The organism is Paracraurococcus ruber (genome assembly GCF_004353985.1).
Classification (GTDB): domain Bacteria; phylum Pseudomonadota; class Alphaproteobacteria; order Acetobacterales; family Acetobacteraceae; genus Paracraurococcus; species Paracraurococcus ruber.
Genome location: NZ_SMOA01000021.1, coordinates 1 through 25,521, shown reverse-complemented (window position 1 = coordinate 25,521; position 25,521 = coordinate 1). Strand labels below are relative to the sequence as shown.

Below are 25,521 nucleotides of genomic sequence, written 5' to 3'. Positions count from 1 at the left end.
TCATGGCCGGCCGCAAGCCCCAACTGAAGCTCGGCGCCTTCCTGTCCGTACCGGGCAACCACCTGGCCGGCTGGCGGCACCCGGATGCGGTGCCGGACTGCGACATGGACTTCGCCTGGTACATGCGGCTGGCGCAGATGGCGGAGCGCCACCTCTACGACACAATCTTCTTCCAGGACACGGTGGCGGTGGCGGGCAGCGATGCGCTGAAGGCTGGCGACAGGACGCGCACGCGCCTGTCGCGCATCGTGAAGCTGGAGCCGACCGCGACCCTGGCGGCGCTGGCGGTCGGCACCAGCCGCATCGGCCTGGTCGCCACGGCGACCACCACCTTCAACGAGCCCTACAACATCGCCCGCCGCTTCGCGACCATCGACCATATCAGCAAGGGCCGCTGCGGCTGGAATCTGGTGACCAGCCAGATCGAGGACGAGGCGGGCAATTTCGGGCTCGACACCCATGTGGACCACGCCCTGCGCTACGAACGCGCCATCGAGTTCTACGAGGTGGTCAGCGGGTTGTGGGACAGTTGGGCGGAGGACGCCTTCCTGCGCGACAAGGAGAGCGGCGTCTGGTTCGACCCCGACCGCATGCGCTTCCTCGACCACAAGGGGAAGCATTTCGCCTGCCGCGGCCCCCTCAATGTTCCCCGCACGCCGCAGGGCCGCCCGATCGTAGCGCAGGCAGGATCCTCGGAGCCGGGGAAGGAATTGGCGGCGCGCACCGCCGACGTGGTCTTCACCGCGCAGACCGAGCTTCAGGCGGCACAGGAATTCTATGCCGATGTGAAGGGGCGGACATATCGCTACGGCCGCACGCCGGACGACATCAAGATCATGCCCGGCATCACGCCGGTGCTTGGCCGGACGATGGCGGAGGCGCAGGAGAAGTACGACCAGCTGCAGTCGCTGCTGCCGGACGAGGTCGCCCTGGCCGCGCTGGCCCGCTTCACCCGCGGCGTGGACATCTTCAGCTACCCGCTGCACGGGCCGATGCCGGAGCTGCCGGAGGCGAATTCGGCGAAGAGCCGGCAGAAGCTGATCATGGACATGGCGCGCAAGGGCAACCTGTCGCTCATCCAGACCGCCCGCGCCGTCTCCGCCGCCCAGGGCCACCGCGTGCTGGTTGGCACGCCGGACTACATCGCGGACGAGCTGGAGGAATGGCTGCGGAAGGGCGGCGCCGACGGCTTCAACGTGATCTGCAACTACTACCCCGGCCCCTTCCAGGACTTCTCCGAGATGGTGATCCCGGAATTGCAGCGCCGCGGCATCTTCCGCACGGAGTATGAGGGGACGACGCTGCGGGAGAATCTCGGCCTGCGCGCGCCGCCCTCGGTCTGGACCTGAGCCGGCTCAGCCGCCGCCATCCACGCTCAGCACCTGGCCGGTGACCCAGCCGGCGAAGGGGCTCGCCAGGAACAGCACGGCGTTGGCGATGTCCTGCGGCGTGCCGAGGCGGCGGAGGAAGATGCCCTCGACCAGCCGCTGCTTGCCCGCTTCGCCATAGGCCTCGTACTGCGCGAGGGTGGCGGGGTTGGAGAGGACGAAGCCCGGCGCCACGCTGTTCACCGTGACGCCATGCGGGCCGAGTTCGTGAGCGAGTTGCTTCGTCAGCCCGACCAGCCCGTGCTTGGCCGCGCAATAGGCCTGGATGCCGGTCTTGCTCGGCTTCAGGCCGGCGCCGCTGCTGATGGTGACGATGCGGCCCGCCTTTGCGCGCTTCATGCCCGGCGCCACGGCGCCGGCGAGGGCGAAGGCGGCATGCAGGTTCACGTCGAAGATGGCGTGCCAGTCCTCCTCCGGCACCTCATCGACCGGCCGCATCACCTGGCCTCGCACGCCGCCGGCATTGCTCACCAGAACGCCGATGGGGCCGCCGGTCGCGTCCTCGATGCCGCGGATCCACCCGGCGGCAGCGCCCTTGGCCGTCAGGTCGAAGGCGCTGGTCGTGATTTGGCCCTCGGCGCCCGCTGTCCCGGCCAGCTCGGCCTCCGACAGGTCGCAGGCGAAGACGCGGGCACCGAGCGCCGCGAAGCCGCGGGCGATGGCCTGGCCGAAGCCATGCCCGGCGCCCGTGACCGCGACGGTCACGCCATCGAACCGGATCTGCATGCGGGGTTTCCTCCTGAGCATTTTGGCGCGCAGCCGCCATGCCAACCCTGCGCGCGACGCCGCCATGCAGACGGAAGGACGTCTGCTCGGCGGCGTCAGGCATGGTGGCACGCCACCAGCGTGCCGTCCGCGCGCGGCGACAGCGCCGGCCGCTGCGCGCGGCATACATCCGTCGCGGCCGGGCAGCGCGGGTGGAAGGCGCAGCCGGCCGGCGGCGAGAGCGGCGAGGGCAGTTCGCCGCGGATCGGCTGGAATTCCACCGCCGCGCCGTCCAGCGACAGCTTCGGCACGCTGGCCAGCAGCCCGCGCGTATAAGGGTGCCGCGGCGCGGCATAGACCGTCGCCGCCTCGCCGATCTCGACGATGCGGCCGAGATACATGACCGCGACGCGGTCCGACACATGCCGCACCACCGCCAGATCGTGCGAGATGAACAGGCAGGTGAGGCCGAGCGCGCGGTGCAACTCCAGGAACAGGTTCAGCACCTGCGCCTGGATGGAGACGTCGAGCGAGGCGACCGGCTCGTCGCAGACCAGCACCTCCGGCTGCATTGCCAGGGCCCGGGCGATGGCGACGCGCTGGCGCTGCCCGCCGCTGAACTGGTGCGGGAAGCGCTGGGCATAGGCGGGGTCCAGCCCGACCCTCGCCAGCCAGTCCGCCGCCAGCTTCGGCGCCGCGGCGCGGGTGACGAGGCCATGCGACACGGGGCCCTCGGCGATCGCCTCCCCGATGCGCTGGCGGGGGTTGAGCGAGGCGAAGGGATCCTGGAACACGGTCTGGATGCGCGTGGTGGTCTTGTGCCCGGCGCGCATGGGCGGCGCGCCGTCCAGCAGCACCCTTCCCTCGCTCGGCGGCAGGATGCCGGCCAGCATGCGGCCGAGCGTGGACTTGCCGCAACCACTCTCGCCGACCAGGCCCAGCGTCTCGCCGCGCGTCACCGCCAGCGAGACATCGGTCACCGCCTGCACCGCGCGCCGGTCCACCCGGGCGCCGAGCGCGGCGGCGATGCGGTCCCCCAGCGTGACGCGCGGGGCGAAGCGGCGCGTCACGCCCTCGGCGGCGAGGATCGCGGTCATGTCAGAGGATGATGGCACAGCGCCATCCTCCCTTCAGTGCCCACCACGGGCGGGTCCTGCGCGCAGGCGGCGTCGGCGCGCGGGCAGCGCGGCGCGAAGGGGCAGCCCGGCGGCAGGCTGAGCAGCGAGGGCGTGCTGCCGGGGATCTGCGCCAGCATCTCGCCCGGCCGGCCCATGGCCGGCAGGCTGTCCAGCAGCCCGCGGGTGTAGGGATGCAGCGGCGCGCGCAGCACCTGCGCCACCGGCCCGCTCTCCACGATGCGGCCGGCATACATGACCAGCACGCGGTCGGCGAGCGAGGAGACGGTGGCGAGGTCGTGCGAGATCCAGACCAGCGCCGTGCCGTTCTCCCGCGCCAGCGCCTTCATCTCCGCCAGGATCTGCGCCTGGATGGAGACGTCGAGCGCGGTGGTCGGCTCGTCCGCCACGATCAGGTCCGGCTGGTGCAGCAGCGCGATGGCGATGGCAACGCGCTGGCGCATGCCGCCGGAGAATTCATGCGGGTAGGCGTCCAGCCGCGTGACGGCATCGGGGATGCCGACTCGCGCCAGGCTGCGTGCCGCCAGGTCCCGCGCCGCGCGGTCGCCGCCGCCACCATGCGCCTGCACCGCCAGCGCCATCTGCGCGCCCACGGTTAGCACCGGGTTCAGCGTGGCGGCCGGGTCCTGGAAGATCATCGCAATCCGCTTGCCGCGCAGTTCGCGCAGCCGCGCCGGCGGCAGGCCGACGAGTTCCTGCCCCTCGAAACTTATGGAGCCGCCGGCGATGCGTCCCGGCGGGTCCACCAGGCCCAGCAGGGAGAAGCCGGTGACCGACTTGCCGGAGCCGCTCTCGCCGACCAGGCCGAGGATCTCGCCGCGCGCGAGGGTGAAGGAGACGCCGTTGACGGCGCGCAGCACGCCCGCGCGCGTGTGGAATTCGGTGCGCAGGTCGCGCACGTCGAGGAGGGGCGCTGTCATGAGGGGGGCGTTGCCCCCCTCACACTCCCCCCACCAGGGGTCAAGCGACCCCTGGACCGGCCTGAGTCATCGCTGGAGGAGGGGCCCCTCGATGGGGGCCCCTCCTCCAGCGATAAACTCGCACGGGGGCCCGGGGGTCGGTTCGATCCCCGGCGGGGGAGGGTGCGGGAGGGGGCAGAGCCTCCTCCCGTGACGGCGATCCCTCCGATCACCGCCGCAGCCTCGGGTTGAACTGGTCCCGCAGCTGGTCGCCGACGATGTTGATCGCCGTGATCATGATGATCAGCGCGACGCCGGGATAGACGGAGATCCAGGTCCGCCCGCTCATCATGTACTGGAAGCCGTTGGAGATCAGCATGCCGAGCGAGGGCTCGGTCGGCGGCAGGCCGAGGCCGAGGAAGGACAGGGTCGCCTCCAGCGCGATGGCATTGGCCACCTGCACGGTGCCGACGACGATCAGCGGCGGCAGGCAGTTCGGCAGCAGATGGCGCAGCACCACGCGCCAGCCGGGCAGGGGGGTGGCGCGGGCGGCCTCGACATAGTCCTTCTGCCGCTCGGCAGTGGCGGCGCCATAGGCGGTGCGGGCGAAATAGGCGTATTGCGCCGCCACCAGCGCGATGACGAGCTGCGCCTTGCCCTGCCCCAGCACCGCCACCAGCACCAGCGCCAACAGGATGGCGGGGAAGGAGAGCTGCAGGTCCACCACCCGCATGATGGCGCCCTCCACCCAGCCGCCGGCATGCGCAGCGAGGATGCCGAGCAGCGCGCCGACCGCCATGGCGCTGGCGCCGGCGACGAGGCCCATCTGCAGGGAGATGCGCAGCCCGTAGAGGATGGCGGAGAACAGGTCGCGCCCCTGCGCATCCGTCCCCAGCCAGTGCGCGTAGCCGGAGGACCCGACGAAGCCCGGCGGCCGCCGCGCATCCATCAGGTCCAGGTTCGCCAGGTCGTAGGGGTCCTGCGGCGCGATCCAGGGCGCCGCCAGCGCCGCGGCCACCACCAGCAGGACGACGGCGAGCGCGACGAGCGCCACGCGATTCTCGGCGTATTCCTTCCAGAACGCGGTCATGCTTGGCGAAGCCGGGCCCGGCCCCCGGTGCCCGCCGCCGGATGGCGGCCGCGCCCATCGGGCGTGGTCATGCCCTGGCCCTGCGCCGCAGCCGCGGGTCCAGCGCGGCATAGGCCAGGTCCACCACCAGATTGATGGTGACGAACAGGAAGGCGACCAGCACCAGGTATCCGACCATCACCGGGCGATCCAGCGCGGTGATGCTCTCGATGATCAGCTTGCCGACGCCGGGCCAGGAGAAGATCGTCTCCGTCACCACCGCGAAGGCAAGCGTCGATCCGAATTCCAGCCCGAACACGGTGACCAGCGGGATGGCGATCAGCCGCAGCACGTGCCGGCGCAGGATGGTCCATTCGGACAGACCCGCAGCGCGGGCGAATTTCACCGTGTCGCTCAGCATGACCTCCCGCGTGCCGGCGCGGGCCAGGCGGATCATCATCGCCAGCTTGAACAGGGACAGGTTCAGCGCCGGCAGCGCCAGGTGCTGCAGCCCGTCCCAGGTGAGGAAGGACCAGCCGGCGCCCAGCACCCGCACAGTCTCCCCGCGGTTGCCGGCGGGCAGCCAGCCCAGGTTGACCGCGAAGGTCAGGATCAGGATCAGCCCCACCCAGAAGGTCGGGACGGAGAAGCCGAGGACGGAGGCCGCCATGATCCCGCGCGACAGCGCGCCATCGGGCCGGTAGCCGGCATAGATGCCCAGCGGCACGCCGACGAAGGCGCCGATGAGGACCGAGGCCAGCGCCAGTTCCAGCGTCGCCGGCAGCCGGTCCAGCACCAGCTCCAGCACCGGGATGTTGAAGACGAAGGACCGGCCGAGGTCGCCTCGCAGCAGCCGGCCGAGGAAGACGCCGTACTGCTCCCACAGCGGCCGGTCGAGGCCATAGGCGCGGATGGTCGCCGCCCTGATGTCCTGGGTGGCGTCCGGGGAGATCAGCACGTCGATCGGGTTGCCGATCGCATACACGCCCAGGAAGACCAGCGCCGACATCGCCAGCATCACCAGGGCGGCCTGCAGCAGGCGCTGGATCAGGAAACCGAGCATCCGTCGCAGTATCCGGCCATGGACAGCCCGCGCAAGCCGTTCTCAGATGCCCGGCAATGAAATCGGGGGAGTGCATCGCGATGCGCCGAGAGACGAGCCGACCGACCCTGGCCGCCGCGGCGGCCCTGCTGCTGGCGGGGCCCGCCGCCGCCCAGACCCTGACGATCGGCGTCCGCGCCGGCCCGGAATCCATCGACCCGCATTTCACCGCGACGGGCACCCATGCCGAGACGCTGACCCATGTCTTCGACACGCTGACGCGCTCCGGCCCCGAGCTCGAGATCCTGCCGGGCATCGCCGAATCCTGGCGGGTGCTGGACCCTACCACCTGGGAATTCAGGCTGCGCCAGGGCGTCACCTTCCATGACGGCGCGGCGATGACGGCGGAGGATGTCGCCGCCTCCATCCGGCGGATGCAGGTGCTGTCCGGCCCCAACCCGACGCGGATCTATGTCCGGCGCGTGCAGGAGGTGCGGATCATCGACCCGCACACCATCCACATCGTCACCGACGGCCCGGCGCCCACCCTGCCCAACGACTTCATCCGGGTCTTCGTCACCAAGGCCAGCATCACCGCCGGGCTGACGCCGGAGACGAGCAACGAGGCCTTCAACACCGGCCGCGCCGCCATCGGCACCGGGCCCTACCGCTTCGTCTCCTGGACCCCGCGGGAGCAATTCGTGGCCGAGCGCTACGACAATTACTGGGGCGGCCGCCAGCCCTGGGCGCGGCATGTGCGGCGGGAGATCCCGAACGAGGCGGCACGCGTCGCCCAGCTGCGCACTGGCCAGGTGGACATGATCGTCCGTGCCCCGGCGGCCGACGTGCCGACCCTGGAACGCGACCCGGCGATCCGCGTGGTGAAGGCCGACACGGTCTATGTCTTCAATTTCGGCTTCGACTTCCGCGAGACCACGCCGCAGGTGACGGCGAAGGATGGCTCCCGCCTTGCCAGCAACCCCTATCGCGATCCGCGGGTGCGGGAGGCGATCGACCTCGCCATCGATCGCCGCGCGCTGGCGGAGGTGGCGATGGAAGGCCTCGGCACGCCGCAGGGCCAGATGGTCACGCCGACCATCTTCGGCTTCATCCCCAACCAGCCGATCCCCACGCCCAACATCCAGCGCGCCCGGGCGCTGCTGGCCGAAGCGGGCTTCCCCAACGGCTTCCGCATGGCGCTGAACTTCACCAATGACCGGCTGCCGGGCGACCGCGGCGTCGGCACCGCCATGGCGCAGATGCTGGCCCGCATCGGGCTGGAGGTGCAGGCGGCCGGCCAGCCCGCCGCGGTCATCTTCCCGCAGCGCACGCGCGGGGAGCTGTCGAATATCATGGCCGGCTGGGGCACCCTGACGGGGGAGGCGAACTACACCTATTCCTCGAACGCCCATACCAACAACCCGCAGCTTCGCCTCGGCGCCTTCAACTGGCACGGCTACTCGAACCCGGAGATGGACCGGCTGATCCAGGCCGCGTCGGTCGAATTGGACGACGCCAAGCGCCGCGCGCTGCTGCAGCAGGTGGGGGCGCTGTTCAACCGGGAACGGATCGCACTGCCGCTCGCCTCCATCACCAGCGCCTGGGCGCTGCGGAAGGACCGCGTGGACATGGCGCGCGGCCGCGCGGACGAGGAGACCTATGCCATGGACATCAAGCCGGCCGGTCGCTGAACCGCGTCATGCCTGGGTGTACACCCGCCGGTTCGGCCCGGCGGGTGTACCCGGACCGCCCGATATCGCCCGTGAGTTGCTTGACACATCGAGTTTATTAACTGTTCGATAGGGTCTGGTGGAGGCCAGGACCCGCAGCGATCGCGGCCCCGACCTTGATTTGCGCCAATACGGCATTGCAGACCGACGCCCGGGGAGATTTTGCTTGACCGCAACGATTGGCGACTTCCGCACGCAGCTCGACTCGGTCTTCGCCACCCTGGCCGGGACGGCGATCGGCACGCTCACCGGCATCGACCTGCCGCTGCTGAACGGCGCGCCGGTCCTGCAGGGGCTGGTCGCCGGCAAGGTCTTCGACGAGCTGCAGGGCGCGATCTCCACCGCCCTCGCGCCCCTCGCGGCCGGGGATGCGGCGGATGCCGCGCTGGTCACCGCCCTCGACGACATCGTCGACAGTGCCGATCTCGGCGTCGCCGCCACGCTGGCCGGCGACGGCAGCGTCACCGTGACGCTGAAGGCCAGGGACAGCATCCCGCTGGCGCAGCAGGCGCTGCCCTCGCTCGACCTCGGCGGCCTGCTGTCCTTCGATGCCTCGGGCAAGGTGGACACCGCGGTCGTCGCCGGCCTCGACCTCGTCCTGCGCTACGACCCGGCGACGGACGAGGTCACCGTCGTCAAGGCGGATGCGCCGCAGCTTTCCGTCGACCTCGCGGCCGATATCACCCTTGCGGCGGAGGCGAAGCTCGCGGTCCTCAGCGTCTCGGTCGCCACGCCGCCCGGGCCGGCAGCGCCGGAGATCACTGCGGGCGCCGACATCACCTTCGCCACCGGCGCGCTGGACGCCGCCACTTCGACCACCGTGCTGGACGACAAGGTGGCGCTGGATGTCGGCCTGACCACCAAGCTGGCCGCCGACATCCTGCCGACCATCAGCACCGACCTGGTGGTCGATTACGACTTCCTCGGCCCGGACAAGGCCGCGCCGACGGTCGAACTGCAGGACATCACGCTCGACCTCGGCGGGCTGTTCAAGTTCCTCGGCGGCGTGCTCGACCCCATCGCCGATGTGCTGGACACCTTCCCGATCGGCCCGCTGATCGATGCGGTGACGGCGAAGCTGCCGATCGTCGATGACGGCTTCGGCCTGCTCGGCCTGCGGCCGGTCTTCGACAATATCGGCGGCAAGGGCGGCGAGGGCGATGGCACCATCACCCTGCTGGACCTGGTGGCGACGCGCTTCCCCGACCTGAAGGACCCGCTGAACGCCTTCGCCACCGCGCTCGGCTACATCGACGGCTTCAAGCAGGCCGGCGGCGGCGACGGGACGAAGATCGACCTCGGCGACATCGTCCTGACCGGCGGTGCCGGGGCCAGGGGGGCGCCGGGCCTCGCGCCGGCCGGGGCGCCGCCGGCGCCGGCCTATACCCCGCCGGCGACGGACCCGCTGAGCGCGGTGCGGGATGCCGCGAAGGACCAGCTGACCGGCGTGCCGGGCACCCGCCCGGGCCTCGGCGCCACCCAGCCGCTGGTGGATTTCCTGTCGGATGCGGGCGTCACCATCCCGCTGCTGTCGAAGCCGGAGACGATCGTCGACCTGCTGACCGGCAATCGCACGGTCGACCTCATTACCTATGACGTGCCGTCGCTGCCGGTGCGCGGCGATTTCAGCTTCTTCTTCCCCATCGTCGGTCCCATCGGCCTGAAGCTCGGCGGCAATTTCTCCGGGCTGGTGGATTTCGACATCGGCTATGACAGCAGCGGGCTGGCGACCGGCGACCTCGCCAAGGGCTTCTACTTCACCACCAAGGCGAAGCCCGAGGGCGGGTTCGAGCCGGCGGCGACCATCACCGTCGGCATCGACGCCTCGGCCGCCATCAGCATCGGCATCGCCTCGGTCGAGGTGGGCGGCGGCCTGAAATCCGGGCTGGAGGCCTTCTTCGACGGCGCCGACAACAAGCTGTATCTCGAGCAGCTGCTGGGCGACTGCGTCTTCGACCCGATCAAGGGGAAATTCTCCGCCGAGATCTTCGCTGCCTTCACCATCGACCTCGGCTTCTTCTCGACCACCGCGCGCTTCACCCTGGCCGAGGTGACGCTGGCCACCTTCGAATTCGGCTGCCCGCCGCCCACCACCCAGCCGGACACCGACCTGGCCACGCTGGGCCCGGATGCCAGCGGCGTGCCGGCCGGCACCCTGGCGCTGAATGCCGGCGAGCGCGCCGGCTTCCGGCAGATCAACGACGTCGCCGGCACCGATGGCGACGAGAGCTTCCGGGTCGGCTATGCGGTGGATGCCGATGGCAACCGCATCCCCGGCGCGCTGGCGGTGGAGGCCTATACCCTCACCAAGGCCTTCGGCGCCGCGCTCGGCGGCAAGCCCGACCCGACGCTGATCCTCGCCCGCATGGGGGCGGGGCGGGACTATGTGGTGGTCTCGGCCGATGTGACGGTGAATGCCGACCTGGCCGGCGGCGCCGATGGCGACCTGGTGGTGGGCGGCGCGGGGAACGACACCCTGCATGGCGACCTGGGCGCCGGCCCGGCCGGCGACGACCGGCTCTACGGCAATGCCGGCAATGACGAGATCTTCGGCGACGAGGGCAACGACCTGCTCGAGGGCGGCGCCGGCGCCGACCTGCTGGATGCCGGCGACGGCTTCGACCAGGTCAGCTACGAGAACAGCCCGACCGGCGTGCGCCTGCTGGCCCAGCCGGGGCCGAACAACACCTTCATCGGCCAGCTCGGCGACGCGCAGGGCGACGTCATCCGCAATGCCGAGGAGTTCATCCTCACCAATTTCGACGACACGGTGTTCGGCGCCGCCAATGCGGTGAACCGGCTGAATGGCCGCGACGGCAACGACCTGCTCTATGGCGGCGGGCTGGACGACCAGCTGCAGGGCGGCGCGGGGGCTGACAACCTGCAGGGCGATGGCGGCACCGATTCCACCGCCTATTTCGAGAGCAACTATCGCGTCCGCGTCGACCTGGCGCAGGGCCGCGGCTGGGACGGCCATGCCCAGGGCGACCGTTACCTCAGCATCGAGAATGTCGCCGGCACCGCCTGGGACGACGAGCTGACGGGCAACGGCGCCGACAACATCCTGGATGGCTGGTTCGGCAATGATGTCCTGACCGGCGGCGGCGGGGCAGACAGGCTGCGCGGCGGGGAGGGGGCGGACACCATCTACGCCTTCGGCGGCGCCGTAGAGATCAATGGCGGCGGGCTGCTGGGCAGCGCCGAGCGCGACCTGCTGAGCTATATCCGCAAGGCGGATGGCGGCGTCGTGGCGCGGCTGGACGGGCTGCCGGGCGGCGCCGACCCGGTGACCCGGGCGCAGGTGCCGGGGATCGACACGCTCGGCCGGCCGGTCCTGGTCGACCGGCCCGAGTACAGCAGCATCGAGGACCTGGAAGGCACCAATTCCGGCGACCAGCTGGCGGGCGATGCCGGCTACAACCGCATCTGGGGCCGCGGCGGCAGCGACCTGATCGCGGGCGGCGGCGGCAACGACACGCTGGCCGGCAATGCCGGGGCGGATGCCCTGTCGGGCGGCGCCGGCTTCGACGCCGCCGACTACCGCGAATCGCCCGGCGCGGTCTCGGTCAACCTGGCGGCGAATACCGGCGCCTTCGCCGATGCGCAGGGCGACACCTTCCTCTCGGTCGAGGATCTCTACGGCTCCGGCTTCAGCGATGTCCTGGTCGGCGACGACGGCAGCAACTGGATCTATCCGGGGCTGAGCCGCACCGCGGTGTTCGGCGACGTGGTCGACGGCCTCGGCGGCAACGACCGGATGTTCATCGACTACTCGGTCGAGGATACCGGCGGCGGGCTGTTCGGCGGCTATTCCACCAGCTTCCTTGCCCCCGGCTTCATCGTCCGGGGTCGCGGCGACGGGCTGTTCGACGCCGTCGTGTTCTCCAACATCGAATCCCTGAGCGTCGTCGGCACTCGCGTCGCCGACCAGGTCTTCGCCGGCAGCGGCGACGATGTGGTGGTGACGCAGGACGGCGACGACTTCGTCCTGGCCGGCACCGGGTCCGACCAGGTGCTGGCCGGCGCGGGCAATGACACCGTCGGGTCCGGCACCACGCTCAGCCGCACCCTGACCGATTTCGCGCCGGAGGTGGTGCGTTTCCTCGATGGCGGCCGCGGCATCGACCTGCTGCATTTCTCCGCCGGCCAGTCCTTCCAGGACATCATCCTGGTGGGCACCGACGGCACGGCCGAGTTCAACGGCGTGAACCTGCTGCTGGCCAACGGCACAGTGGTGCGGAATTTCGAGGTCCTCGGCGCCATCGCCATCGCCACCGGCTTCGGCGACGACCTGGTCGAGCAGCAGGGCCGGGTGGACAACATCATCTCCACCGGCGCCGGCGTCGACGAGATCCGCCCCGGGCTGGGGACGGATTTCGTCGATGGCGGGCTGGAATTCGGCCCCGAGGCGCTGCCGGAAGGCGACAGCAATTTCCTCGGCTTCCTCGACGGCGAGGATGGTGCGTTCATCCTGCGCAACCCGGGCGACCTGCTGGTGCTGGACTACAGCGGCGCGGAGCAGGCCGCCATCGGCCGCACCGGCATCAGCACGACGCCCTACTTCTTCCTCACCGGGAACCCGGATTCCGAGGCCGGCCAGGTCGAGGTGCCGCTCGAGACCAATTCGGGCACCTATGTGGTCGGCCCGGATGGCGTCACCTTCACCAATATCGAGCGGCTGTCGGTCATTGGCACCGGCTTCGGCGATATCCTGGCCGGCACCGAATTGCTGCTCGGCCGCGACCGCGGGTTCGAGGAAGGGACGGCCAGCCGCCGCGGCGCCGACATCCTGGAAGGGCGCGACGGCGACGACCTGCTCTGGGGCAAGACCGGCAGCGATACGCTGCTGGGCGGCGCCGGCAGCGACATCCTGATCGGCGGCGCGGTCACCTCCATCCGCAGCTTCGCCAACAACACCATCACCGATGTCAGGGAGGTGGACCGGCTGACCGGCGGCGCGGATGCGGATACCTTCGTCCTCGGCTTCGACCGGTTCTTCTCGGCCAGCCCGGTGGTGCTCTACACCGACAGCGACGGGTCGATCTTCAGCAGCTTCTTCTCCACCGACAACCGCGCCGTCGTCACCGATTTCGACGTGGCGGAGGGCGACCGGCTGCAGCTGGGGGGCACTGCCGCCAACTACCGGCTGGTCGAGCAGGGCGGTTCCACCTTCCTCTATCTGCGGGACGGCCTCGGCTTCGGCAGCGGGTTCGAGATCGGGGTGAATTCGGCGGCCGATGAGCTCATCGCCGAGATCCAGGGCGTCACCGGGCTCAGCCTGACCGCGCCCTATATCCGCTACGGCACGCTCGACTCCCTGCTGACCACGGCGCAGCGCGGCGCGCTGAACACCGATGGCGTCGCCGTCTCGGCGGAGCTGGCGATCGCCGATGCGCGCTTCGACACGCCGCTGGAGCCCGGCGCGGCGCCGATCGCGCCCGCCCCGTCCCCGGCGGGCCGCGCCGCCCTGGCGGCCAGCGCCGCCCCCGCCGCCTGGGTGACGCAGACCGGCGACACGACGGTGCTGCGCGATGCGCTCTTCGCCGGCGGCGCGGCCGGCATCGGCGGTGGCCAGCTTCTCCTCGAAGGCAGCTCCATTGCCTTCGGCACCTTCGACGGCGATCCCTTCGGCCTCGGCTCCGGCATCGTGCTCTCCACCGGCCGGGTCGCCGACCTGGCCGGGCCGAACGAGGAGGATGGCGGCACCAGCGCCATCCAGAGCGTGAACCGCCCCTTCACCCTGGTCGGCGACATCACCACCGCGAATGCGCAGGCCGCGCGGCTGTTCAAGGCGGACCTGTCGAGCCTCGGCTTCGACCTCAACTCGCTGATCCTGAAGGACCAGAGCGCCGGCAGCGGCGGCGCCAACGGCATCGCCAGCGGCTTCGACCTCGACGCGGTCTTCCTCAGCCGCGTCAACCTCGCCTCGGTGGCGGATCTCGGCAGCCTGCCGCGGCTCGACGCCTTCGCCTTCGACGCCGCGAATGTGCGATTCATCCCCGGCACCCAGCGGCCCACCAGCGGCCCGGGCGACTTCATCAATGCACGCGACCTGCTCGGCGCGCTCAACGGCCTGCCGGTCTTCGCCCAGGCGACGCTCGATGCCATCGATGGCCGCAACCCGCTGGCGGTCGACGGGTCCGGCGGGTTCGGCGCCCTCACCCTCGGCGATGGCGGGTCGATCGGCTTCGACCTGAAGGCGGCGCTGCCCGGCGACGGGCCGCTCTACCTCTACGCCGTGGAATTCGGCGGCGCCGGCGAACAGCTCTCGGCCGGCATCACCGCGTCCTCCAACCGGCTCGCGCCGAAGGCCGATCTCAGCACCGATCTCGGCCTGCCGGGCCTCGATGGCGACAGCACCGCGCTGGTCTACCGCTTCACCCCGGATGCCTCGGTCAACGCCATCGCCTTCGAATTCGCGCTGGCGACGGAGGAGCTGACGGAATGGGCGCAGTCCGGCTTCAACGACAGCTTCCGCATCAAGGTGAACGGCGCCAACCTGGCGAGGCTCAGCGACGGGTCCTTCGCCACCATCGACAACCTCTATGCCCCGCCCGGTGGGCAGGGCATCGCGCTCAGCTACCTCAACCTGTTCGGCAGCAGCCCGCAGCGCGGCAGCGACCTGGTGCTGAACCCGGTCGGCACCGGCCCGGCCGCGGCGGAGACCCGCGCCGATGCCTACAGCAAGGTGCTGCGCTTCGTCGCCCCGGTGAAGGCCGGGGAGGTGAACGAGCTGCGGATCGAGGTGGAGGATGTGCGCGACGCGCTGCTGGACAGCGCCATCCTGGTGCGCGGCGGCAGCCTGAAGGGCTTTTGGAAGCCGGATGTGATCATCCGCAGCCCGGAAGGCCCGCTGAAGGAAGGCGGCACCGGCACGCTGCATGTGGAGGTGACGGTGCCGCCCGGCGGCCGGCTGGACGCGCCGGTCACGGTCACGCTGGACCCGACCGACGGCATCGACCTGGGCAACGGCCCCGGCAGGCCGGTGACCATCGTGTTCGACCCGGACGGGCCGACGAAGCGCAACATCGACGTCAAGGCGCCGCAGGACTTCAAGGATGACGGCGACCGGGTCGAGAAGGTGGATGTGACGGTCGATGGCGGCACCCTGCCGGAAGACCAGCCGACCATCGTTCTGCCGGTGCAGGAAGTGCCCTTCGCGGTCGAGCAGCTCTGGTTCGGCATCCGCGCCGTCGGCTTCGAGAATGGCGGCAGCACCGGCCCGCAATTCGAGGCGGTGACGGACGCGGCGCAACTCGCCACCCGCAGCCTGCCGGCCAAGACCGTGCCCGGCTATGAGGGCGGCGGGCCGGCGGTGCTGGACTTCACCGGCAGCGAATGGCAGCAGCTGCTGGCCTTCCGCGGCAAGGCCCCGGCCGTCACCGCGCTGGGCATCGACCTGTCGGACGGCATCGACGGCGCGCAGACCGGCCGGGCGGACAGCACCGGCGACCTGCGCGTCGGCCCCGGCGTGGTGGCGGCGAACCTGGCGGACATGGCGGGCGGCGGCCGCATCAGCGACGTGACCCGCACGCTGGATGCGGCGGACGACCCGGTCGTCATCACCGGCCTCGGCCCGGCCAACCCGAACATCCTGGCACCGGCGGTGACCGAAGGCGACGGCCCGGCGAATTTCGTCACCTTCTCCGGCCCGCTCGGCTTCGGCTTCCTCGGCGGCACCGGCTGGGACCTGGGCGGCAATGCGCAGCGGCTGAACGGCGGGGAGAGCATCGGCTTCGCCCTGCAGCAGGGCCGCACGCTGGATGCCGCCAGCTTCGTCGTCCGCACCACCGGCGGCGCGGTCGGCGTAGTGCTGGACAGCGACGGCGTGACGATGCGCGACACCAACGGCGCGGCGCGCGGCGGCTTCGTGCAGGATGCCTCGGCCGGGGAGCTGGTGCTGGGCGACCTGGCGGACGGGACGGCGGTGAAGGTCGATTTCCGCGCCGGCACGGTGCTGGTGAACGGCGCGGCCGGCGGCTTCGATGCCGGCGGCTTCTTCGCCGCCTTCGCCGCCGCCGGCGCGGACCGGATCACCTTCGGGTCGCTGGTCGGGCAGTCCGGCGGCTGGTCGGTGGACGACCTGGTCCTACTGGCCCGCAACCCGGTCGTGGCGCCCGCCCCGGCGCCCGGCGCCGACTGGATCTTCTGACGGGCCGGCGCCGCGCCGGGCAACGTGCATTGCCCGGCGGCGGCGCCGATCCTATCGCCTGTGCGGCATCGGTCGCAGGCGCATGGACAGCAGCAGCACATCCGGCGGGGCTCCCGCCGTCAGCATCGTCGCCCCCTGCTACAATGAAGCGGAATGCCTCCGCGAATTCCACCAGCGCGCCGCCGCCGCGGCACGCGGGAGCTGCGGCGACAGCTTCGAGATCGTGCTGGTGGATGACGGGTCCCGCGACGGGACCTGGGGGCTGATCGAGGAGATCGCGCGGCAGGACCCGCATGTCGTCGGCGTGCGGCTGATGCGCAACCACGGCCACCAGCTGGCGGCCAGCGCCGGCCTGGCGCTGGCGCGCGGCGGCCGGGTGATGCTGATCGACGCCGACCTGCAGGACCCGCCGGAGCTGCTGGCGCCGATGATGGCCCGGATGGACGAGGGCGCGGACGTGGTCTTCGGCCAGCGCACCGCCCGCCATGCCGAGACCTGGTTCAAGAAGGCCACCGCCTTCGCCTTCTACCGGCTGCTGTCGCGGCTGGCCGCCGTGCCGATCCCGCGCGACACCGGCGATTTCCGGCTGATGCGCCGCCGCGTGGTGGACGTGCTGGTGGCGATGCCGGAACGGCAGCGCTTCCTGCGCGGGCTGGTCAGCTGGGTGGGCGGACGGCAGGTGGCGCTGCAATACGAACGGCAGTCGCGCTTCGCCGGCCACAGCAAGTACCCGCTGCGCAAGATGATCCAGTTCGCGGTGGATGCGATCACCAGCTTCTCGGTCGGGCCGCTGCGCTACGCCACCTATCTCGGGCTGATCGCCGCCGGGCTCGGCCTGCTGCTGCTGCTCTACACGCTGTGGCAATGGGTGCTGGGGGCGACCGTCATCGGCTGGTCCAGCACCATGACCGCCATCGTGGTCTTCGGCGCGGTGCAGCTCATCGTGCTCGGCATCCAGGGCGAATATGTCGGCCGCCTGTTCCAGGAAGCCAAGGCACGGCCGCTCTTCCTCATCGACCGCGTGGTGGCGGGCGGCGCCGACCACCGCCTGCCCATGGAGTTCAGCGGCCTCGCCCCCGGCATGCAGCGGGAGGTCTGGGACGCTGTGCGCGGGCTGGAGGTGGTGGCGGCGAACGACCAGGATGTGCCGCCGGGCCGTCGCGCCGGCGGCTGAGCCTCACTCCCGCGCAGCGGTCGCCGCCGGCGGGCTGCGGTCGATGCGCCAGAGCTGCGCGAAGCCCGCGTCGGCCAGCAGCGCCACGCCCTCCGGCGGCCGGAAGGGGCCGTAATGGTCCGGCATGTCGGCATTCACCACCAGGATGTAGTCGAAGCGCTCGCGCCAGAGCCGGGCATAGGGCGCCTCCCACCCCATGCGGCGCTGCAACTCCGCATCCGCCAGGATGTTCGGCGTCACCAGCCAGCCCTCTGGCACGGCGATGCCGTTCCAGGGCGGCAGCACGCGCAGCGGCTGCTTGCCGCGGGCGGTGAACAGCGTCGGCACGAAGGCCTGGCGGGTGCGGATTGCGATGGTGGGGTAGTGGCCGTAGCTCGGCTCGCCGCCGCTGAAATGCCGGCCGAAAGGACCGTAGTCGCGCGGCGGCGGCACATGGGTGAAGGGCAGGATGGCGGCGCCCGGCGGCACCAGCGCCAGCACGCGCTCCACCGCCGCCACATCCGCCTGCCGCGCCTGCCAGGCCAGGCCGATGAAGCCGGCGCGGCCCAGCCCCAGCGCCAGCAGCAGCGTCGCGGCCGGCCGCAGCAGCGCCGCCGGCACCTCGGGCCGCAGCGCCACCGCCAGCACGAAGGGCGCCATATAGGCGAAGCGGCGGTCCACCCAGAAGGTGCCGGCTAGCCGGAAGGGCGTGACCAGGAACAGCAGCACCAGCGCCAGCGCCACCAGCAGCAGCCCGCCATGCGCATGCAGCCGGCCGCGCCACAGGGCCAGCGCCGGCGGCACGGCCAGCAGCAGCAGCACCGCCGCATCCGTCGGCAGGTGGTAGGTCCAGATCCAGGACAGCGCCGATTTCAGCTTGTGTCGGGCGAACAGCGTCTCCAGCCCGGCGCGGATGTCGCCGAGCACGGAGCCGGCATTCGCCGCCGCATGCGCGCCCGGCAGGGCGGGGGCGGTCAGCAGGAAGGCGCCCAGCACCAGCACCACCAGGCCGACCACCGGCAACAGGCGCAGCGCCGCGGCGCGCAGCCCGGCGCGGTGGCGCAGCGCCCGCAGGTCCGGTCCCAGCGCCAGGCCGCAGAGCAGGGCGGCATAGAACACCAGGCCGAACAGGTGCACCACCACCAGCAGCGCCGCGGCCAGCGCCCGCGCCGGCAGCAGCGCCGCCTGGCCGCGCCGCGCCAGCCAGGGATCGGCGGCGGCGAAGACCAAAGCGAGGCCCATGGCGATCTGGAAATTCAGGAAGCCCGCCAGCACCGCGCCGTTCCAGACCAGCACCGGGAAGGCCAGGGACCACCAGTGCAGCCGGCCATGCAGCGCCCGGTGCAGCAGCGCCGCGCCCAGCGGCACCAGGACGATGCCGAGGCCGAGATAGAGCTTCGCCACCGCCTCGGCCGGGAAGATCCGGGTCAGCGGCACCGCCAGCAGGTCGATGCCGATATTGGTCAGCGCCGACCATTCCACGGCGTAGATGCCGGACAGCGGCGGCGTGGCCGCCCCGCCGCCGATCAGCCAGAGCCGCGAGAGATGGTTGGGGTAGTCGTAGAGCGGCGGCAGATGGGTGATGGCCACCGGCACCAGCAGGGCGGCCAGCACCAGCGCCAGGACCGCGGGAAGGGGGCCGGCACGGCGCATCGGGTCGGGCTCCGCTCGGGCAGGCGCGCCAGGCGGCGCCCTGCATTGCGGTGCAACATAGGCCCTGGGCGGCGGGGGCGGGAGGCATCCATCCCGAACGTGAAGCGGCCTCCCGCGCCCGTCAGCGGCGCGGCTGGATCAGGCCCTGTTCGTGCAGCGCCTCGGCGATCTGCACCGCGTTCAGTGCCGCGCCCTTGCGCAGGTTGTCTGCGACGCACCAGAAGGCCAGGCCATGCGGCACCGTCGGGTCCTGGCGCAGGCGGCTGACATAGACCGCATCCTCGCCGGCCGCATCCACCTGGGTCACGTAGCCGCCGTCCTCCCGCTTGTCGACCAGCTGGACGCCCGGGGCGTCGCGCAGCGCCTCCTCCGCCTGTTCCTCGGTGATGGGGGATTCGAACTCCACATGCACCGCCTCGGCATGGCCGATGAAGACCGGCACGCGGACGCAGGTGGCGATGACGGCGATGTCGGGGTCGAGGATCTTCCGCGTCTCCGCCGCCATCTTCCATTCCTCCTTCGTCGCGCCGTCGTCGAGGAAGCGGTCGATATGCGGGATGCAGTTGAAGGCGATGGGCTTGGGGAATTGCTCCGGCACCGTCGGGTCGTTCACGAAGATGGACCGGGTCTGGTTGAACAGCTCGTCCATCGCCTCCTTCCCCGCGCCGGAGACCGACTGGTAGGTGGCGACCACCACCCGCTTGACGCGGGCGATGTCGTGCAGCGGCTTGAGGGCGACCACCATCTGGATGGTGGAGCAGTTCGGGTTGGCGATGATCCGCCGCTTCTCGAAGCGCTTCAGCGCCTGCGGGTTCACCTCCGGCACCACCAGGGGCACGTCGGGTTCCATGCGGAACTGGCTGGTGTTGTCGATGACGACGCAGCCGGCGGCGGCGGCGCGCGGCGCATGCACGGCGGAGACGCTGGCGCCCGGGGAGAACAGCGCGATGTCGGTGCCCTTGAAGTCGAAGCGCTCCAGCGCCTGGACCTTCAGCACCGATTTCTCGCCGAAGGAGACCTCGATCCCGACGGAGCGGCCGGAGGCGAGCGCCACCACCTCCCGCACCGGGAAGTCCCGCTCCGCCAGGGTTTTCAGGATCTCCCGCCCCACCGCGCCGGTGGCGCCGACGACCGCGACCCGGTAGGCCATGCGTCTCTCCTGTTCGTGTGATCGGCTCTGCGTGTGGTCGGCGGGGGAGCCGCCGGGCCTTCCCGGGCAGGCTGGCCGCCGGGCGCGCCGGGCCGCGCCGGGCCGCGCCGACTGCTTAGGCGCGGCGCCGGCCGGGTTCAAGGATGCGGGGCGGGGCGGCGCCGGCGGCCTGCAGGCTTCGCTTGATCTGGCGGCGGCGGCCCCCCACTATGACAGCAGGCGATCACCGCCGTCACGGAGGACCCCATGGCCTGGAAGAAGCCGCGCGTCACGGAAGTCTCCCTCGCGCTCGAGATCAACAGCTACGCCTGCGCCGACATCGGCTGACGGGCTCGCCGGCCCCCCTTGGGCCGGTGCCGCCGACGGGAAGCCCCGCTGCCGGGATGCCGGCGGCGGGGTTTTTCATGCCCCGGCCGGACCGGACCAAGGGCGGGGTTGGCCGCGGCCGCCGCGCCGCCCTAGTCTCCCCGCCGCAAGGCCCGCAGTGGCCGGAGGAGGAGACACGCATGGCCCGCCGCGCCGCCCGCCCGCGCATCGCCTGAGGGTCCGGGCATGCTGCGCGCCATCGTCCTCGGCGCCGCCGCCGGCGGCGGCTTCCCGCAATGGAACTCGGCCGGGCCGGGCTGCCGCCGGGCCCTGGCCGGCGACCCCGCCGCGCCGATGCGCAGCCAGGCCTCCCTGGCCGTCTCGGCCGATGGCCTGCGCTGGGTGCTGCTGAACGCCGCGCCCGACCTGCGGCAGCAGATCATCGCCACCCCCGCCTTGCATCCGCGGCCGCCGGCGGGCGCCATCCGGCATTCGCCCATCAGCGCCGTGGTGCTGACGGGGGCGGAGGTGGACACCATCGCCGGCCTGCTGACGCTGCGGGAACGGCATGCCTTCGCGCTCTATGGCGCCGACCGGGCGCTGGCGGTGCTGGACGCCAACCCGATCTTCCAGGCGGTGAACCCGGCCATCGTGCCGCGCCGCGCGCTGCCGCTCGACCGGCCGCTGGCGCTGGCGGATGCCGAAGGCGCGCCGCTGGGGCTGGAGGTCGAGGCCTTCGCGGTGCCCGGCAAGGTGCCGCTCTTCCTGGAGGCGCCGACGGGCGAGGACCCGGGCCGGGCCGATGACGGCGACACGATCGGCCTGCGCGTCGCGGCCGGTGGCCGGTCGCTGTACTGGATCCCCGGCTGCGCCGCCCTGCCGCCCGACCTGGCGGCGCGGCTGGAGGGCGCGGACTGCGTCTTCTTCGACGGCACGCTGTGGCGGGACGACGAGATGATCCGCGCCGGCGCCGGGCCGAAGACCGGCGCGCGCATGGGGCATATGAGCATCGACGGGCCGCAGGGCACCATCGCCGCCTTCGCCGGCCTCGGCGTGCGGCGCCGCATCCTGGTCCATATCAACAACACCAACCCGGTCCTGCTGGCGGACAGCCCGGAACGCGCGGCGGCCGAGGCCGCGGGCTGGGAGGTCGCCTGGGACGGCATGGAGGTCAGCCCGTGACGGAGAGCGAGTTGCTGCCGCCCGAGGAGCTGGAGCGCCGCCTGCGCGCCATCGGCGAGGAGCGCTACCATATCCACCACCCGTTCCATCACCTGCTGCATGGCGGCAAGCTGACCCGGCCGCAGGTGCAGGCCTGGGCGCTGAACCGCTACTACTACCAGGCCAGCATCCCGGCGAAGGATGCGGCGGTGCTGGGGCGGCTGCCGACGCCGGAGCTGCGGCGGGAATGGCGGCGGCGGATCGTCGACCATGACGGCGACGGCGAGAAGCCGGGCGGCGTCGAGCGCTGGCTGATCCTGACCGACGGGCTCGGCCTCGACCGCGACTACGTCACCTCGCTGCGCGGGCTGCTGCCGGGGACGCGGCACGCCGTGGATGCATATGTGAATTTCGTGAAATCAAGGTCCGTGCTGGAAGCCGTGGCGTCGTCGCTGACGGAAATGTTCTCGCCGGACATCATCTCGCAGCGCGTCTCCGGCATGCTGCGGAACTACGACTTCGTGTCGGAACGGACGCTGGCCTATTTCACCCCGCGGCTGACCCAGGCGCCGCAGGACGTCGAATTCGCCCTCGGCTACGTCAAGGCGCATGCGCGCACGCGGGCGGAGCAGGAGCAGGTGATGGACGCGTTGCGCTTCAAATGCGACCTGCTCTGGGCGCAGCTGGATGCGCTGCACTTCGCCTATGTCGAGCCGGGCTATGTCCCGCCCGGCGCCTGGCGGCCGGACGGCGCCGCCCTGACCTCCGCCGTCGGGGTGCCGTGAGCCTCGCCGGCGCCAGCGTGCCCCGCCTCGGCCGCGGCATGAAGCTGCGGGAGGACAAGGCGCGCGGCCAATGGATCGTCATGGGGCCGGAGCGGATGTTCGTCCCCGACGAGATCGCGCTGGAGGTGCTGCGCCTGGTGGATGGCGCGCGCAGCGTCGATGCGATGGTGGACGACCTCGCGGCCCGCTTCGCCGCGCCGCGGGAGGAGATCCTGGCGGATGTCGTCGCCATGCTGGACGACCTGGCCGCCAAGGGGGTGGTCGTCGCATGACGCTTCCCGCGCGATGCCGGGGCGGGCTTGCGGCGCCCGCCACCCCATATGGTGCGGCATGAGCACGCCCCCCGCTGCCCCGCTCGCGCTGCTGGCCGAACTCACCCATCGCTGCCCGCTGCGCTGCCCCTACTGCTCCAACCCCGTGAACCTGACCCGGGTGGCGGAGGAGCTGGACACCGCCACCTGGGCGCGGGTGTTCCGCGAGGCGGCGGCGCTGGGCTGCCTGCAGGTGCATCTCTCGGGCGGGGAGCCGACGGCGCGGCGGGACATCGCCGACCTGGTGCGGGCGGCCAGCGAGGCCGGGCTCTACACCAACCTCATCACCTCCGGCGTGCTCACCGGCGACGCGAAGCTGCAGACGCTGGTCGAGGCCGGGCTCGAGCACGTCCAGCTCTCGGTGCAGGATGCCGAGCCGGGCTCGGGCGACCGCATCGGCGGGTATCGCGGCGGGCACGCGAAGAAGCTGGAATTCGCCCGCCTCGTGCATGACAGCGGCCTGCCGCTGACGCTGAACGCGGTGGTGCACCGGCAGAACCTGGACCGGCTGCCCGACATGATCGCGCTGGCGCTGGCGCTGGGTGCCGGGCGGCTGGAGGTGGCGCATGTCCAGTACTATGGCTGGGCGCTGGCCAACCGCGACGCGCTGCTGCCGACGCGCGCGCAGCTTGAGGCCGCGACGGCGACCGTGGAGGCGGCGCGGCGCGACCTGAAGGGCCGCCTCGTCATCGACTATGTCGTGCCGGACTACTACGCCAGGCGGCCGAAGGCCTGCATGGGCGGCTGGGGGCGGCAATTCCTGGCGGTCTCGCCGGCCGGCCGCGTCCTGCCCTGCCATGCCGCGGAAAGCCTGCCGGGCTTCGACTTCCCGAATGTCCGGGACGTCTCGCTGCGCTGGGCCTGGGAGGACTCCGAGGCCTTCAACCGCTTCCGCGGCACCGGCTGGATGCCCGCGCCCTGCCAGGGCTGCGAGCATGCCGAGCGGGACTGGGGCGGCTGCCGCTGCCAGGCCTTCGCGCTGACCGGCGACGCCGCCGCGACCGACCCGGCCTGCGCGCTGTCGCCGCACCATGCGGTGCTGTCGCTGGCGGTGGGGGCGGCTGCCGAGGCGGGGGAGGCGTTCACCTACCGCGAACCCCGACGGGACGTGACCTCGGTATCCGGCTGAGCACGGGGTTGCGGCGCCGCCCCGGCGCGCCACTTTCCAGGGCGTTGCTCAGAGTCCGCGAAGCGATCGCAGTTGCGAGACGATGCCCGCCGGGGAGTCACGGCGTCGCCGCCCGGCCAGGGCGCCGGCGGCCCTCCTCGCGCCCATTCCCAGGGGAAGAGACCGATGTTCCTGCCGCGTTGCACTCCGCCGGGCCTGCCCGGCCCGCTTTCGATGGTCGCGGCGCCGCTGACCATGGCCGGCACCGCCATGGGCGGCATGGCCATGCTGGCCAGCATCGGCCCCTTCCTGGCCGGCCTCGGCGTTGGGGCGGGCCTGGTTGGCGCCTCCCTCGTCGCTCGCAAGGCCATGGAGCGCCGGTCCGGCTGGCGGGATGATCCGGTGGATCCCCTTGCCGATGCCATGCCGGATGAGGGCGACGCCGCGACGGCGCCCAACCCGCTCTGAGGCCGGGGGGCGGCGACGGTCGCCCCCGCGCCGCCTCAGCCGAGGCCCGGGTCGGGTGTCAGGCGCCGACGCGATCCGCCTTCGCGCCGCGCCGGACGGCGAGCGGTGGCGATGGGCGCGCCGCCGGATGACACGGCCCGAACGGCTCGCGGAGCGGGGCGGGGGCCCCCCAGGGCGAAGCCGCCCCGGCCGCGGCAAGGCTACAGGCCTGCGGCGTCGGGTCCATGGAGCGGTTTCCGTTCACCATGGCGCACGGCAACCGCTCTAGTCATTGGAATCTACGAGCATCTCCACCCGATCAGGTGGTTCCACCCGATCGGGATCTGCTCGAGCGCTTGCCGCCGCAGCTTCCGCGCAAGGCTCCGCGGCCAGCCTCAGGGCATCGGGCCGCCGGCCGAATCGCCGCGCTTCTCCCGGCGGTGGATCGCCAGGCCGCTGGCATGGCCGGTCCCCAGCGCCTCCCGCGCCCAGCGTGGCGCGGTGGGCAGCCAGTCGGGCAGGGGCTCCCCGGCCAGACCCAGCCGGACGCCATGCGTGTAGCAGGCGGCGGCGATGCCTTCGTCCAGCGCGCGGCCGCGCCGGTTGGCCAGCGCCGCGCGCAGCGGCGCATCCTTCGTGCGCGGTGCGGCCGGCCGTTCCGGCCGCGGCACTCCGCTCGTCCCATCCATCCCCCGATCTCCGACCCTGGCGGCAGGCATCCCCGGGCCGCGGGGCCACGCGCTGCGTGCCTCCGTCCCGGGATGTTCCACCCCAAGCCTCCGGTCAGCCGTTTCGGAAATCCAATCACGCCGCCGGAAATCAGCCGCATGTGATTCGTCGCGCGGCCGGGGAGGCGGGGAGGCGTGGTTCCGGGCGCGGCGCCCGCTTCGCGGCGCCGGCCGTGCCAGCCTGCGGACCTGCGGAAAAGGGGAGGGGGATGGCGCGGGAGGGGAGTTCGCTCCCCTCCCGCGCGGGTCTCAGCGCAGCGGCTGGCCCGGGGCGGGCGGGCCGCCGCCGGCGCGCTGCACCTCGGCATTGCTGATGCCGCCCATGATGCGGCCGGTGCCGGGCACGATGGGGGCCTGCACGCCGGTGCCGGGCGTGGTCCGCTGCACCTCGGCATTGCTGATGCCGCCCATGATGCGGCCGGTGCCGGGCACGATCGGCGCCTGCGCGCCGGTGCCCTGCGGGATCCGCTGGATGTCGGCATTGCTCGACCCGCCCATGATGCGGGCGGTGCCGGGCACCACCGGCGCGGCGGCGCTGGCGCCGGGCACCGGCGTGGCCGTGGCGGTGGGCGCCGGCGGCGCCTGGCAGGCCGCGAGA

Annotated in this window: 19 protein-coding genes; 10 read left to right on the top strand and 9 right to left on the bottom strand. The window is 71.9% G+C overall.

Features of this window, described 5'->3' with window-relative positions; translation table 11 throughout:
* Positions 1-2: 2 nt before the first annotated feature.
* The gene (locus E2C05_RS06750) at positions 3-1,349 is read left to right on the top strand and encodes an LLM class flavin-dependent oxidoreductase (RefSeq protein WP_133218847.1); all 1,347 of its coding nucleotides are present in this window, start codon (positions 3-5) and stop codon (positions 1,347-1,349) included.
* Between the two features lie 6 nt (positions 1,350-1,355).
* Here the strand turns inward: E2C05_RS06750 and E2C05_RS06745 are convergent, their stop codons facing one another.
* The 5 genes from E2C05_RS06745 to E2C05_RS06725 all read right to left on the bottom strand — a co-directional run bounded on the left by E2C05_RS06745 (position 1,356) and on the right by E2C05_RS06725 (position 6,260).
* The gene (locus E2C05_RS06745) at positions 1,356-2,114 is read right to left on the bottom strand and encodes an SDR family NAD(P)-dependent oxidoreductase (protein ID WP_133218846.1); all 759 of its coding nucleotides are present in this window, start codon (positions 2,112-2,114) and stop codon (positions 1,356-1,358) included.
* Positions 2,115-2,209: 95 nt separating this feature from the next.
* Positions 2,210-3,190 (bottom strand): ABC transporter ATP-binding protein, encoded by a 981-nt coding sequence (locus E2C05_RS06740; RefSeq protein ID WP_133218845.1) that lies wholly within the window; start codon positions 3,188-3,190, stop codon positions 2,210-2,212.
* Positions 3,187-4,149, bottom strand: a complete 963-nt coding sequence (locus E2C05_RS06735) for an ABC transporter ATP-binding protein (RefSeq protein WP_133218844.1) — start codon at positions 4,147-4,149, stop codon at positions 3,187-3,189. Before E2C05_RS06735 ends, E2C05_RS06740 begins: the two co-directional genes overlap by 4 nt.
* Before the next feature lie 208 nt (positions 4,150-4,357).
* Entirely contained in the window at positions 4,358-5,218 is an 861-nt protein-coding gene (locus E2C05_RS06730; protein ID WP_133218843.1) for an ABC transporter permease, read from the bottom strand.
* A gap of 67 nt (positions 5,219-5,285) precedes the next feature.
* The gene (locus tag E2C05_RS06725; RefSeq protein WP_133218842.1) at positions 5,286-6,260 is read right to left on the bottom strand and encodes an ABC transporter permease; all 975 of its coding nucleotides are present in this window, start codon (positions 6,258-6,260) and stop codon (positions 5,286-5,288) included.
* 80 nt (positions 6,261-6,340) lie between these two features.
* On the opposite strand from E2C05_RS06725, the gene E2C05_RS06720 reads away from it, so the two are divergent.
* The 3 genes from E2C05_RS06720 (at position 6,341) to E2C05_RS06710 (ending at position 17,295) form a co-directional block, all read left to right on the top strand.
* Positions 6,341-7,930 carry an ABC transporter substrate-binding protein gene (locus tag E2C05_RS06720; protein WP_133218841.1) on the top strand — a complete coding sequence of 530 codons (1,590 nt, stop codon included), beginning with the start codon at positions 6,341-6,343 and terminating at the stop codon, positions 7,928-7,930.
* A 205-nt stretch (positions 7,931-8,135) separates the two neighbouring features.
* Entirely contained in the window at positions 8,136-16,121 is a 7,986-nt protein-coding gene (locus E2C05_RS06715; RefSeq protein WP_133218840.1) for a choice-of-anchor L domain-containing protein, read from the top strand.
* Between the two features lie 82 nt (positions 16,122-16,203).
* Positions 16,204-17,295 (top strand): glycosyltransferase family 2 protein, encoded by a 1,092-nt coding sequence (locus tag E2C05_RS06710; RefSeq protein ID WP_133218839.1) that lies wholly within the window; start codon positions 16,204-16,206, stop codon positions 17,293-17,295.
* Between the two features lie 3 nt (positions 17,296-17,298).
* Here E2C05_RS06710 and E2C05_RS06705 read toward each other — a convergent pair whose 3' ends face one another.
* Positions 17,299-18,927 carry a hypothetical protein gene (locus E2C05_RS06705; protein ID WP_133218838.1) on the bottom strand — a complete coding sequence of 543 codons (1,629 nt, stop codon included), beginning with the start codon at positions 18,925-18,927 and terminating at the stop codon, positions 17,299-17,301.
* A gap of 121 nt (positions 18,928-19,048) precedes the next feature.
* Entirely contained in the window at positions 19,049-20,077 is a 1,029-nt protein-coding gene (locus E2C05_RS06700) for an aspartate-semialdehyde dehydrogenase (RefSeq protein ID WP_133218837.1), read from the bottom strand.
* A 246-nt stretch (positions 20,078-20,323) separates the two neighbouring features.
* Here E2C05_RS06700 and pqqA point away from each other — a divergent pair, with 246 nt between their 5' ends.
* The 6 genes from pqqA to E2C05_RS06670 all read left to right on the top strand — a co-directional run bounded on the left by pqqA (position 20,324) and on the right by E2C05_RS06670 (position 24,216).
* Positions 20,324-20,404: a pyrroloquinoline quinone precursor peptide PqqA gene (gene pqqA, locus E2C05_RS35395; RefSeq protein WP_133218863.1), complete on the top strand. Its 81-nt coding sequence runs from the start codon at positions 20,324-20,326 to the stop codon at positions 20,402-20,404.
* Between the two features lie 225 nt (positions 20,405-20,629).
* On the top strand, positions 20,630-21,565 hold the full coding sequence (gene pqqB / locus E2C05_RS06690) for a pyrroloquinoline quinone biosynthesis protein PqqB (RefSeq protein ID WP_133218836.1): 936 nt from the start codon (positions 20,630-20,632) through the stop codon (positions 21,563-21,565).
* Positions 21,562-22,329: a pyrroloquinoline-quinone synthase PqqC gene (pqqC, locus tag E2C05_RS06685; protein WP_133218835.1), complete on the top strand. Its 768-nt coding sequence runs from the start codon at positions 21,562-21,564 to the stop codon at positions 22,327-22,329. The genes pqqB and pqqC overlap by 4 nt, the downstream gene beginning before the upstream one ends.
* Entirely contained in the window at positions 22,326-22,601 is a 276-nt protein-coding gene (pqqD, locus tag E2C05_RS06680; RefSeq protein WP_192912426.1) for a pyrroloquinoline quinone biosynthesis peptide chaperone PqqD, read from the top strand. Before pqqC ends, pqqD begins: the two co-directional genes overlap by 4 nt.
* A gap of 58 nt (positions 22,602-22,659) precedes the next feature.
* A complete protein-coding gene (gene pqqE, locus E2C05_RS06675) occupies positions 22,660-23,769 on the top strand; it encodes a pyrroloquinoline quinone biosynthesis protein PqqE (protein WP_200305231.1) in 1,110 nt (369 codons plus the stop codon).
* A 165-nt stretch (positions 23,770-23,934) separates the two neighbouring features.
* Positions 23,935-24,216, top strand: a complete 282-nt coding sequence (locus E2C05_RS06670; protein ID WP_133218832.1) for a hypothetical protein — start codon at positions 23,935-23,937, stop codon at positions 24,214-24,216.
* Between the two features lie 374 nt (positions 24,217-24,590).
* Here the strand turns inward: E2C05_RS06670 and E2C05_RS06665 are convergent, their stop codons facing one another.
* Together E2C05_RS06665 and E2C05_RS32845 are read right to left on the bottom strand one after the other, a co-directional pair.
* Entirely contained in the window at positions 24,591-24,884 is a 294-nt protein-coding gene (locus tag E2C05_RS06665) for a hypothetical protein (RefSeq protein ID WP_133218831.1), read from the bottom strand.
* A gap of 288 nt (positions 24,885-25,172) precedes the next feature.
* Positions 25,173-25,521, bottom strand: a 349-nt coding sequence (locus E2C05_RS32845) for a hypothetical protein (RefSeq protein WP_205082745.1), incomplete at its 5' end; no start/stop codon positions are given.